The following is a 12,245-nucleotide window of genomic DNA, read 5'->3' on the forward strand; positions in this document are numbered from 1 at the left end:
TACTGGTAAAAGCACTGGCAGAAAAGCTGAGGCTGGTCAATCTCAATCCGGGTTCGTTAAATGAAAACAACATCTCGCGAAGTGTTCCCATGTATTCACCCATCAATGGTTTTGTATCTAAGGTGAATGTCAATATCTGCAAGTTTGTAAATGCTACCGATGTGTTGTTTGAGCTGATCAACCCTGATGATATCCATGCGGCCCTTACGGTTTTTGAAAAGGATATGCCAAAGATAAAAGTAGGGCAGCTGGTGAAGGTATCATTTGTTGATGAGCCGGGTAATGAATATAATTGTGAAGTAATACTGGTTACGCGTAATGTAGATGTTAACCGCAGCGGCATTATTCATTGTCATTTTAAAACAAGACCCAATAATTTGTTACCGGGTATGTTCCTGAATGGCGCCATTCATCTTGAAAACGTTCCTTCACTTACGGTGCCCGAAGATGCGGTAGTGCGGTATGGTAATCAGCAGTACATTGTACAGGTAATGGGTAAAAACAATTTTCAACTGGTAACTGTGGAAACAGGCATCCGGGAAAAAGACCGGGTAGCTGTTTCTACAAAAGCAGTTGATTTAACGAATATGCAGGTGGTTACGAAAAATGCCTATGCGGTTCTTGGGAAAATGAAGAACGCCCCTGAAGAAGAATAGTTAAAAGCTTTATGTTTAAAGTTCAAAGTGGGGGGACATAAACCTTGAACTTTAAACCTTGAACTGTCAAACTTTATAATCTTCTCTAACAGGAGAAAAAGCATCTAACACTTTAACAAAAGTACGTGCAATGGCACTGTGGGGTACATTACCGGGAATAACATGAACCATACCGGGCGTCAACAACATTTTTTCACCACCGATCACCATTTCCAGTTCACCTTCTATTAAATAGGTGATCTGTTCATGCGGATGGCTGTGTTCGGGTAACCGCGCGCCCGGTTGAATGTCTACAAACGACAGTGTCATGGTATCGCCATGTACAAACCGGCCGTATAAACCCGGAACAATTTCTTTGCCTTTTACGTCGTCGAGGTGTTGCATACTTATTTTTTTATCGTTCAATAAAGCAGGTGCTGCCGCCCACCCATTGTTTGTTCTTGTTAAAATTTACGCCGATCATTTTGCCTTTGCTTAAACGGGCCAGGTTAATAACGGGTTGTGGGCGGTCCCAACCCTTTTTCCACACATACATGATCCTGATCTCGGCTTTGGCCGGTTCGTCGGGCGTTTCAATGATAGCAGCGTATGCTACTTTCCGTTGCAAGATCCAGTTGTGCGGATCGGTTATCTTTTCAATGTCTGCAGGTGTTATATCAATTACCACACCTTGTCCCGCAAAAGAGAACAGCGGTTTCAGCACATAATTCTCCAGGTCGGGTGGCAATTGTTTTATCTCGTTTAAAAAATACGTAGTGGGCACATACGGATGGTGCAGAAACGGCAGCGTGTATTTGCTGATGCGGTAGAACCAGTTGGGATGCGGTACCCATTGTACATTCAGGTTCTGTGTAATATCGCAATACTTCCCTAAAGCTTCTTTCCTGGCCAGCAGTTCATCGAATATAACGCGGTTGTAAATTCGCTTTACGGCAGTTTTTTTACCATCGCGCATATAATACAGGTCCATGCCTTCCTGAATCAGTTCTGTAATACAAACGGGTTGTATGCCGGTATATTCCTGGGTTAAATAAAAGTCGATGCGGGTTTTTTGTTCGTGTGGTTTTATTTCCAGCAGAATGGTATTTTCCACCGGTACATCATCAACGATCACTTCTTTCAATAACTGCAAATAACTTTCACGGGTATGTCCGTTCAGGTACTGGCTGTAATTATCGGGAATGGGAAAATATTCCCTGAACAGATCTGGGTAATATACCTGGAAACCAAACAGGGTAGGGAAGCCCTGCATTTCTATTAAGCGGGGTTCGGGCTGTTTATCTTCATTCCAGCAAATGCCAAAATCAAAACAAAGCATGTCGCACCGATCAGTTTCGTTAGGAACATATTCATGCGGTGGTATGGCCGCGTCGGTCATTTTTTTGAATTGGGGATCGGTGATCACATCGATGATGTGCTCGCAGGCATCGATCATTTTTGCCGCAAATTCTTTATCAACAAATACCGGTGTTTCTGAGAGCCTGAATTCAATGGCGCCGGGATATTTACTGTTCAGGTCTTTTGAGAAGGCTTCGTATTGTTGTTCGGTGAATGACTCATTAAACGCTTTCCGGATCTCAGGAACCATACATTTCTTGGTTTTGAATTGGAAGTTACGAACTTCTCTGTAGTAAGTTTATGTTTGAGATTACAGGTTGCAGGCTACCAGTCTCCGGTCGCCAGTTTACCGGTAACTTGTTTCCCGCGATTCTATTTCTGCCTTCTGCCTTCTGCCGTCTGCCTACTGCCCGAAGTAAGTGCTTCAATTGCCAGATCGAGGAAGTTTGGAAGAATATGCGAGTACGTAAACAGAATTTTATCCGGGTCGTTGAGTTGCTCGATCATGGATTGCCATTTTTCGAACCCATGGTTTTTAATGACCATTTGTTTTTTGTCTTCCCGTTGCAGGTAACGGCTCATCCCCGGTGCGTCGGCTTCGGGGTGAAACTGGGTGCCCACCATATATTTATTGAACCGCAGCCCCATGATGGCGCGCTCCAGCGGTACATGCGGCCGTTCTTTTTCAATGGCAAGAATGGAAGCGCCTAGGCGCTGTAGTTGGTCATGATCAGGTTCTATTACCTGGTAATTGCGACTGTCAACCGCGTAAAAAGGATCGGGCAGGTTGACGAAAACCGGTTCCCTGTTGCCGCCGGGCAACATATGAACGGGAAAAACGCCAAAAGCGGTGGATTTGCGTTTGGTTACCCGGGCTACCTTAAAATAACGAACAGCCAGCTGAAAGGAGTGACAGATAAAGTACACGTGTTTTTTAGGGTCCTGGGTTTGTTGGTTGTATTGCTCCATCTGGTGGATCCAGTCAAAATACAAGGGTTCCCATTTGGCATCGGTAGCCAGGGGCGACCCGGGGCCACCGGAAGAAATGTAGATATCGTGATGTAAATCAGGCAACTCGCATTTAAGCCGCACGTTAAATTCGGCGACTGCCAGGTGGATACCATGCGCCTTACTATACTGCTGTAGAATATCCCTGATGCAGCGCATGCCCTCATTTACCTGGCCCTCATACAGATCAAGAAGGGCCACCCGTATGGTGTTTGGTTTACTCATAGTAAAGCTGCAAACATAACGCATTTTGTGATTGTCATGTTGCAGCTTATACCTTAACAATTTAATGGAAGAATGGTTATTTCACCAGCACCTTCAGCATTTCCTCGGCCACCAGCGAATTGCCTTTATCGTTCAGGTGAACGCCATCGGCAGTAAGAATACCTTTCTCCTTATTCTCAGGATTGTTGGCCAGGTTATAGGCCAGGAAGGTCTTGCGCAGGTCAACCAGGGGGCAGTTGTTTTTGGCGGCAACGTCGCGAACGATATTCGCATACTTGTTCAGATCGCCATCCTGTTCATTGGAGAAATCGGTTTTTTCGCCAATGGTAGCGGGCGTGCACAGGATCACCTTTATATTTTTTGCCTGCAACTTCTTGATGATGGCATTATAAAACTGTTCGAATTTGGGTGCATCGGTACCGGTGCCACTTTTCTTGTGCCATACGTCATTTACGCCTATCCAGATCACTACTGTAGTAGGATTTTTTGCCAGCACATCGTCTTCCATACGTAAGTAAAGATCGTATACTTTATTACCGCCGATACCGGCGCCAATTAATTCATATTGATCTTTCAGGCCTTTTTGGGCGATCAGGTTGCCCAGCACTGTTATATACCCCGTTGGCGATACGCCGGCCTGTGTAATGGAATCGCCAAAGAAAACGATCTTTTGTTTTTGCTGCATACCGGTAAAGCTTACTAAAGTAATAGCGATGAATGAAGTAACGTACAGAAGCAATCTCATAAATGATATATTTGAAGAAATAAAAGAATGCGAACTATAACTCCTGAATAAGGCAGCGAATCTAATCACAAAAGTTTGTATTTTTATTAATATCTACTGTTGCTGCCCAAACGCTTCCTATCTATTAAAACTAATTGCATGCATGGCAACCCGTCATTAAAAAAGGTATTGAAACCAGTGCACCTGTGGGCGCTGGCGGTTGGTTTGGTTATCTCCGGCGAGTATTTTGGCTGGAACCTGGGCTGGGATGTTGCCGGAACCGGCGGCTTCCTGATTGCCACCATATTGGTCACTATTTTTTACGTAACATTTATTTTCAGCTTTACCGAATTAACTGCAGCTATACCGCATGCCGGCGGGCCCTTTGCCTATGCCTATAAGGCCTTTGGCCCGCTGGGGGGACTGATTGCTGCCTATGCCACGCTGGTAGAATTTTTACTGGCGCCACCGGCAGTAGCCTTTGCACTTGGCAGCTATGTGCATTTTCTGGCGCCAACTCTACCGGTACTGGCGGTAGCCATTGGCAGTTATGTAGTGTTTACCGTTATTAATTTTTTAGGCATCAAGGAATCGGTGGTGTTTTCGCTCATTGTTACCATTCTGGCAGTTTGTGAATTGCTGTTGTTCATGGGAGTGGTAGCGCCCGGTTTTAAATGGGAAAATTTTAAACAGGATTCCATGCCGTTTGGCTGGGGTGGCGTTTTTGCCGCATTGCCATTTGCCATCTGGTTTTACCTGGCCATTGAAGGAGTGGCCATGGTGGCCGAAGAAGTGAAAGATCCGCAACGTACCATACCCCGCGGTTATATTTATGGCATTGTAACGCTGGTGCTACTGGCCTTCGGGGTCATGTTCTTTACAGGCGGGGTTACCGACTGGCACAAACTGGCCCGCATTGATTATCCATTGCCGGAGGCGATCAGCTCGGTATTGGGAAAACAAAACAGCTGGACGAAAGTATTTGCGGGTATCGGTCTGTTTGGCCTGGTGGCCTCGTTTCATGGCGTTATTATCAGTTATTCCAGGCAGTTATATGCCGTGGCCCGCGATGGCTATTTACCAAAAGTATTGGCAAGGGTGAACTCGAAGCATAGAACCCCGAATGTGGCGATGATCACAGGTGGTGTTATTGGGATCATTGCTTTATGCCTGTTCAATACAGGTGATGTTATTACATTGAGCGCCCTGGGTGCTGTGGTAATGTATATCATCAGCATGGTCAGCCTGTTCGTATTGCGCCGTAAACAACCTAACCTGGAACGGCCTTTCAAAGTACCTTTGTATCCCTGGTTTCCGGGCATTGCTTTGGTCCTGGCCATTGTTTGTTTGATAGCTATTGTTTGGTACAATCTGTTTTTAAGTTTTATATTCTTTGGCGCATTAGCTATACTAATGATACTGTTTGTGGTTTTCAGGAGATCACGTTCTTAGGTTCGTAAGTTATTAAGTTATTGAGTTACTGATTGTGTGATGCAATTGTAACCTGAAAACTCAAAAACCTACGAACTTAATAACTTTAACTTATCAATACATGAGTTACCGGTATACGATACAACACCATACTTATACATTCGACACACTAACCGACCTGCTGGCAAAGGCAAGTCCGTTCAGATCGGGCGATGCGTTGGCAGGTGTGGCTGCTGCAGATTATAAAGAACGGGTGGCGGCGCAACTGGCGCTGGCCGATGTTCCGCTGAAGAACTTTTTACAGGAACCAGTTATTCCCTACGAACAGGATGAAGTTACCCGGCTCATCATAGATTCGCATAATACAGCAGCGTTTGCACCGGTGGCTCATTTTACCACGGGCCAGTTACGCGACTGGTTGTTGAGCGATGCGGCTGATACCGCCACCCTGCAGCAACTGGCGCCGGGATTGACGCCTGAAATGGTAGCGGCCGTGTCAAAACTAATGCGCAACCAGGACCTCATCAGCGTGGCCCGGAAGTGTGAAGTGGTTACCTCCTTTCGCAATACGCTGGGTTTAAAAGGAAGGTTATCGGTTCGGCTACAACCCAACCATCCTACAGACGATCCCAAAGGAATTGCGGCCAGTATGGTGGATGGTTTATTATATGGCAGCGGTGATGCGGTGATCGGTATAAACCCCGCTACCGATTCGCCCAACCACGTGCTAACGCTTTTGCACATGCTGGATGCCATTATTCAGCGATTTGATATTCCTACACAAAGTTGTGTGCTGTGTCATGTTACCACCTCTTTACAACTGGTTCAGCAAAAGGCGCCGCTTGACCTCGTGTTCCAATCTATTGGCGGTACAGAAAAGACCAATAAAAGTTTTGGGGTAAACCTGGCTTTGTTGCAGGAAGCGCATGAAGCAGTTTTGTCGTTACAACGAGGTACACTGGGTAACCATGTAATGTATTTTGAAACGGGGCAGGGGAGTTCCTTATCGGCTAATGCACATGAAGGCGTTGACCAGCAAACCTGTGAAGCAAGGGCCTATGCGGTGGCCAGAAAATTCCCCCCCTTGCTAGTAAATACGGTAGTTGGGTTTATCGGCCCTGAATATTTATTCGATGGCAAACAGATCATCAGGGCGGCGCTGGAGGATCATTTTTGTGGCAAGCTGCTTGGATTGCCGATGGGCGTGGATGTTTGTTATACCAACCATGCCGAAGCCGATCAGGATGATATGGACAACCTGCTTACTTTATTGGGCGTGGCCGGTTGTAATTATATTATGGGTATTCCGGGTGCAGATGATATAATGCTGAATTATCAATCTACCTCTTTTCATGATGCTTTATATGTGCGCAAGGTGCTGGGGTTGCGACCTGCTCCCGAGTTTGAGCAATGGTTGATAAGACAAGGCATCATGAATGAAGCAGGAACTATAACGCCTGTTGGTAATGGACACAGACTTTTGCAATTAGTGAAAAGTTCGTAAGTTCTTAGGTCCTTGAGTTTATAAGTTAAGGAACAACCTTAAAAAGGAGGCCAATATCAAATAAAAGAACTTAATAACCCAATAACCTAACAACAATGGATGTTCAAAAAGCAATAGCGCAAACTGATCCCTGGAGCGAGTTGAAAATTTACACAGCAGCTCGCATTGCTTTGGGTAGAACCGGAACGGCTGAACCATTGGAGGCAATGTTGCAGTTCAGGCTGGCACATGCCAATGCGCGGGACGCTGTGTATGCGGTCTTGGATCAGCCGGTGTTATTACAGGAGCTGCAATCATTACAGCAGGCTGCTTTTACGCTGACAACCCAGGCTGCCAGTCGCAGTGAATACCTGCAATATCCCGATCGTGGCCGGCGGCTGCATGCAAAAGCCATAGAACAGTTAACTGAGTTCAACAGTACCGGTTATGATATTGGCATCGTGCTGGCCGATGGATTATCCGCCACAGCTATTAATAACCACGCCATCCCGGTTCTGAAAATATTACTACCGTTTTTTGAAAATGCTCATTTATCGGTGGCGCCTGTTTGTATGGTTCAGGAAGGGCGGGTGGCTATTGGCGATGAATGCGGCCATTTCTTAAAAGCAAAACTGGTTATTGTCCTCATTGGGGAACGGCCGGGTTTGAGTTCGCCCGATAGTTTAGGGGCATACCTTACCTACCGCCCTGCACCAGGGTTAACCGATGAGTCGCGCAACTGCATTTCGAACATCAGACCGGAAGGGTTGAATTACCAGGCTGCTGCGGAAAAGATATTCTTTTTGGTTAGAGAATCATTGCGGCTTCAGCTTTCAGGTGTTGAGTTGAAGGATAATGGGGGAGAAGTTGACCAGTTGATCAGTTGACCAGTTGATCAGTTGACCAGTTAACCTGGAAGAATGGAGTTAGGAGAACGAAGAAAAATAGTTGATAGGGTTGATGGAGTTGATAGCGTTGATAAAGGGTCGAAAAATGAAACGAGTGAAAAATGAAAACAGTGAGGAATATTACCCCATCGCGAGCCCTTTCACGATTCACGATTCACGTTATTGCAATTTCAGTTTAAACTGACCGTTAGAAATAACAGCAGAATCGGCATTGGGATCTGTGCTATTCAACAAATACAGCTTTCCGGAAAAAGTACCACTTACAGTTGTTGTGGTGAGTTCTTTAAAGTTGATCTGGAATGGATTGCCATCATCGTACCGGCTGGCAAAGATTTTATCAGGGTTCTGCGTGTTGGGATTATAAATACCGGCCAGGAAGTAATCTGTAGTGGGATCAGTTTCCTTGTACGTGGTGCCCGTTGCAACAGGAATGGACAATTGAATGGTAAAGCCTATTCCTTCAAAATCGTTGGCATCATTAGTAGCGTTTGCAGAAAAGGAATAGTTTGTTACTCCATTACCCACATCTTCTTTGTGGGCCAGCAATTTATACTTAAATGTTTTATCTACGCTGCCTATTTTGCACTTGATAAAGTATTGCGATACGTCTTCTTCTGCACTCTTATCTTTACCACATGACGCTACAATTACTGCCAATAGCATGACAGGCCAGCTAACCAGGATTCTTTTCATACCGGAACAGATTTGGACTAAAAATATTTGTTTTCGGGAATTTCCTATGAGGATACGGACGGGATTGTCGTTTTTAACGGTTCTTTATGCATAAATATTGTGCCAGTATTGCATGTTATGAAAAATCTGAATATAACGAGGTGTTTCTAGTCTGTTTAAAAGCCGTTTATACACCCGCCAGGAACTGGCTATGGATGTAATCAACCACGTTCACCAGGCTGTTGGTTTGTTGAAAAACCTTCAGCTGACGATCGGCGCCAGTGCCTTCTTCCATCATTTTAGCGATATAATTAATAGCGTGGCGGCTACCCAGTTCATCCACCACATCATCAACAAAATCGAGCAGTTCGTATATCAAAACGCGCGTATTGATCTCTTCTTCCTTGCCAAAATCTATCAGCAAACCGTCGATACCATAGCGGCTTGCCCGCCATTTGTTTTCGTTGATGAGGGCGCGTGAGTATTGAATGAAGTTCAGGTTTTGTAAACGAAGCTTATAAATTTTAGCGCAAACACCCTGGAACAATGCGGCGATGGCTATTGTTTCCTGCACTGTTAATGGCACGTCGCATATCCTGAATTCTACCGTATTGAAAAAAGGGTGCACCCGAAGGTCCCACCAGATCTTTTTCGCATTGTCGATGCAGTTGGTTTTTACCAGCAGCTTTATAAAATTGTCATAGTCTTCGATGGTATCGAAGGTTTCGGGGATACCCGTGCGGGGGAATTTGTCAAACACCTTCGTCCGGTATGATTTGTAGCCTGTATTCCTTCCTTCCCAAAAAGGAGAGTTGGTGCTAAGCGCGTATATATGTGGTAAAAAGTACCGTGTTGAGTTGGCAATGTGGTTGGCCATTTCCCGGCTTTCCATACCCACGTGTACATGCAGACCGAAAATAAGATTGCTGCGGGCGGCGTCCTGTAGAATATCCAGGATCTCTTTGTACCGGGCATGATCGGTGATTAACTGGCTTTCCCAGTGACTGAAGGGATGGGTGCCGGATGCACCAACCCAAAAACCCAGGTCGCCGGCAATGTGGGAAATGGTGCGGCGCAGGTTACTTACGTCTTTAAAAGCTTCATCAACATTGCGGCAAACATCGGTGCCTACCTCCACAACAGCCTGGTGCATTTCGGCTTTTACTTTATCTCTAATTACCTTTTGCCCTTCGGTAACTATCCGTTGCTGGTGACTCTTCAACTCACGGTTAACCGGGTCAAGTACCATATATTCTTCTTCAATGCCAAGCGTAAAATGCGATAAGTTGATATTTGCCATTTCTTAAAGTTAACCCTCAACCTCCGCCAGCTGGCGGAGAGTAAATGAATGGTTTGTTGTTTATTACTTATTCCAGCGCAAAGGTACCTTGTTCTTAAAGCTGGATTCAATTTATTTATTCATACTCATCTCCTTGTCAACTTTCTAATTTCTCTGTTTCTAATTTTTCCTCTGTAATTTCTCCTATAAGCTCCCGGTTTATGCTCCGCCGGGTATATTCTCCCCAGGTAAGGTTATCTTTTCCGGGCTCATGAGTGAGCGCTCTTTCAATGGCATAAGTAGCCGCTGTTTCAACCACCCATTCAAAATTATCCTCACCCACACTTGGGCGGTCAGCATCGGGAACGGGGTTGCAAAAATCGATGGCATAGGGAACGCCATCCCGAATGGCCAGCTCAACCGTATTGAAATCGTACCCCAGGTATTGATTGATGCGTCGCACCACTTCTTCCATCTGGTGCAACCGGTCGGGCGATGGTTTGAAATTACTGTTGTAACGAAGGTGATGAGGATTGCGCGGTTCGTAAGGCATTATATGCACATACATACCACCGATGCAGTAACAACGGTAGTATTCTTCAAACACAATTTCTTCCTGCAACAGCATTACCAGTTGCCCGGTTTCGCGGTGATTATGAAAGAACTCTTCTTTGTTATGCAGTTTGTATACATGTTTCCATCCCCCGCCGGCAAAGGGTTTCATATAAGCCGGAAAGCCAACGTATTCAAAGATCTTTTCCCAGTTCAATGGATAAGCCAGGTTGGCAAACGATTCGGGGCTGGTATCCGGGGGCAGTTCGAAGGAGGGTAGAATAACTGTTTTTGGAACAGGTATGCCTATCCGGGTGGCCAGGCAGTTGTTAAAGAATTTTTCATCGGCGCTTCCCCAAAATGGATTGTTGATAACGGCGGTGCCGCAAATAGCCGCATTTTTAAGGTAAGAACGATAGAAAGGAACATCATGTGAAATGCGGTCGAGGATCACATCATATTCAACGGCGGCGCCTTGTATTACTTTGTCTATATGAACAGGTTCTGCAATAATACCGGGTGTATCCCGGCTGTTGACGTGTTCTATAAAAGCCAGTGGGAAGGTCCTTTCCCGGCCAAAAAGAATTCCGATCTTTTTCATATCAAGCGCATTTGGGTGATTCAGATGCTATTGCACAAAACCCAGCTTCCAAATTTACAATTCCTTTACATTTAACGTTCCACCTCAAACATATTTACCTAATTTTGCCGCGCTATGCAAACAGAAGTAAGTACGGGTATAATGGTAGAAACGATTGAATTGCCATCTGAAGCGCTCCAACGTACCATAACGATCAATTTTTACGGTCCCACCAGCCATTCCGGAAATCAGCCGATAGGTTTATTACTGTTAAATGACGGTCAGGATATTGAAGCCATGGGCTTTGATAAAATGATTGCTTACTTGCTTCAAACAGAAGCTATTACACCAATGTTGTGTGTTGGGATCCATGCGGGTGAAGAAAGGATGGTGGAGTATGGCATGATCAGCAGTCCCGATTTTAAAGGCCGCGGCGCCAAAGCCGGACTGTACCGTCAATTTATAATAGAAGAATTATTGCCCTATATTCATGCTCGTTATGAACACCTGGTTTTTAGTGAAACCGCATTTGCCGGTTTTTCATTGGGTGGCTTAAGTGCACTGGACCTTGTATGGAACCATCCTGACATCTTTTCCAAAGTGGGTGTGTTTTCCGGTTCGCTTTGGTGGCGCTCGAAAGACAGGAAGGAAAAAAATTTTAGCGAGGCCAACGACCGGTTGATGCACCGCCAGATCAGACAGGGAAAATACCAGCCCGGCATGAAATTCTTTTTTCAATGTGGGGAACTGGATGAAACGGAGGACCGCAACGGTAATAAAGTGATCGACTCCATTGACGATACCATCGATATAATGCGCGAGCTGATGGCCAAGGGCTGGCTCGAAGGGAAAAATATGCGTTACCTGCAATTGCCAGATGGCAAACATGATATCCGCTCCTGGGCCAAGGCCCTGCCCGTGTTTTTGAAATGGGGGTGGAGGAGAAAAAGTTCCTAGTTTTAAGTTCCTAATAAGTTACTACATAAAAAAACGTCCCACTTATTAAGCGGGACGTTTTTATTTATATTGTGCAGAACCGCTATTTGGTAAAACCGTTGTTTTTAACGGTCAGCGAGGTGGTTCCCATTTGGCTGCTTAAATTCAGGCCATAGGCGAATGTAAGTGTAGACCGGAGCTTTATTCCGGCAGGTATTGCAGGAATGGTCATATAAATTGAATTGGTGTCTGCATTTGTAAAGCGGATCATATTCGTTTTATAAAAATCAACCGTGTCGTATTTGATCTTGAAAGACTTCATTTGACTACCACTCAACTGCACATTGGTCACAGAATCCACTGCCTTCATTGTTATTGTAATGGAATATTTGGTGATGGTGTCTTTTACATACCCAATGACTTTGAACTTCAGCGTATCTCCTTTGCTCATGA

The 12,245-nt window shown here is 45.2% G+C and carries 13 protein-coding genes; 5 read left to right on the forward strand and 8 right to left on the reverse strand.

What is annotated here, in order from left to right:
- On the forward strand, positions 1–656 hold a 656-nt coding region (locus ACJ751_RS00770; RefSeq protein WP_407743455.1), incomplete at its 5' end, for an efflux RND transporter periplasmic adaptor subunit.
- A gap of 66 nt (positions 657–722) precedes the next feature.
- Here ACJ751_RS00770 and ACJ751_RS00775 read toward each other — a convergent pair.
- The 4 genes from ACJ751_RS00775 to ACJ751_RS00790 all read right to left on the reverse strand — a co-directional run bounded on the left by ACJ751_RS00775 (position 723) and on the right by ACJ751_RS00790 (position 3,972).
- Entirely contained in the window at positions 723–1,040 is a 318-nt protein-coding gene (locus tag ACJ751_RS00775) for a cupin domain-containing protein (RefSeq protein ID WP_407743456.1), read from the reverse strand.
- A gap of 10 nt (positions 1,041–1,050) precedes the next feature.
- Positions 1,051–2,244, reverse strand: coding sequence for a hypothetical protein (locus ACJ751_RS00780; protein WP_407743457.1), 1,194 nt, complete (start codon positions 2,242–2,244; stop codon positions 1,051–1,053).
- Between the two features lie 122 nt (positions 2,245–2,366).
- Positions 2,367–3,227, reverse strand: coding sequence for a type 1 glutamine amidotransferase (locus ACJ751_RS00785; protein ID WP_407743458.1), 861 nt, complete (start codon positions 3,225–3,227; stop codon positions 2,367–2,369).
- 76 nt (positions 3,228–3,303) lie between these two features.
- Positions 3,304–3,972 carry an SGNH/GDSL hydrolase family protein gene (locus tag ACJ751_RS00790; RefSeq protein WP_407743459.1) on the reverse strand — a complete coding sequence of 223 codons (669 nt, stop codon included), beginning with the start codon at positions 3,970–3,972 and terminating at the stop codon, positions 3,304–3,306.
- A 138-nt stretch (positions 3,973–4,110) separates the two neighbouring features.
- Between ACJ751_RS00790 and eat the strand changes: the two genes are divergently transcribed.
- From eat to eutC, 3 genes are all read left to right on the forward strand, one after another.
- A complete protein-coding gene (gene eat, locus ACJ751_RS00795) occupies positions 4,111–5,403 on the forward strand; it encodes an ethanolamine permease (RefSeq protein ID WP_407743460.1) in 1,293 nt (430 codons plus the stop codon).
- Positions 5,404–5,503: 100 nt separating this feature from the next.
- On the forward strand, positions 5,504–6,886 hold the full coding sequence (locus ACJ751_RS00800; protein WP_407743461.1) for an ethanolamine ammonia-lyase subunit EutB: 1,383 nt from the start codon (positions 5,504–5,506) through the stop codon (positions 6,884–6,886).
- Between the two features lie 95 nt (positions 6,887–6,981).
- Positions 6,982–7,752 carry an ethanolamine ammonia-lyase subunit EutC gene (eutC, locus tag ACJ751_RS00805; protein ID WP_407743462.1) on the forward strand — a complete coding sequence of 257 codons (771 nt, stop codon included), beginning with the start codon at positions 6,982–6,984 and terminating at the stop codon, positions 7,750–7,752.
- A 180-nt stretch (positions 7,753–7,932) separates the two neighbouring features.
- Here eutC and ACJ751_RS00810 read toward each other — a convergent pair whose 3' ends face one another.
- The 3 genes from ACJ751_RS00810 to ACJ751_RS00820 all read right to left on the reverse strand — a co-directional run bounded on the left by ACJ751_RS00810 (position 7,933) and on the right by ACJ751_RS00820 (position 10,877).
- Positions 7,933–8,466: a hypothetical protein gene (locus ACJ751_RS00810; RefSeq protein ID WP_407743463.1), complete on the reverse strand. Its 534-nt coding sequence runs from the start codon at positions 8,464–8,466 to the stop codon at positions 7,933–7,935.
- A 166-nt stretch (positions 8,467–8,632) separates the two neighbouring features.
- Positions 8,633–9,745 (reverse strand): carboxylate-amine ligase, encoded by a 1,113-nt coding sequence (locus ACJ751_RS00815; RefSeq protein ID WP_407743464.1) that lies wholly within the window; start codon positions 9,743–9,745, stop codon positions 8,633–8,635.
- Positions 9,746–9,881: 136 nt separating this feature from the next.
- The gene (locus ACJ751_RS00820) at positions 9,882–10,877 is read right to left on the reverse strand and encodes a RimK family alpha-L-glutamate ligase (RefSeq protein WP_407743465.1); all 996 of its coding nucleotides are present in this window, start codon (positions 10,875–10,877) and stop codon (positions 9,882–9,884) included.
- A gap of 114 nt (positions 10,878–10,991) precedes the next feature.
- Here ACJ751_RS00820 and ACJ751_RS00825 point away from each other — a divergent pair, with 114 nt between their 5' ends.
- The gene (locus ACJ751_RS00825) at positions 10,992–11,813 is read left to right on the forward strand and encodes an alpha/beta hydrolase (protein ID WP_407743466.1); all 822 of its coding nucleotides are present in this window, start codon (positions 10,992–10,994) and stop codon (positions 11,811–11,813) included.
- Between the two features lie 82 nt (positions 11,814–11,895).
- On the opposite strand, the gene ACJ751_RS00830 is transcribed toward ACJ751_RS00825, so the two are convergent.
- On the reverse strand, positions 11,896–12,245 hold a 350-nt coding region (locus ACJ751_RS00830; RefSeq protein ID WP_407743467.1), incomplete at its 5' end, for a hypothetical protein.

It is taken from the genome of Niastella sp. (assembly GCF_045805085.1).
Taxonomy (GTDB): Bacteria; Bacteroidota; Bacteroidia; order Chitinophagales; family Chitinophagaceae; genus Niastella.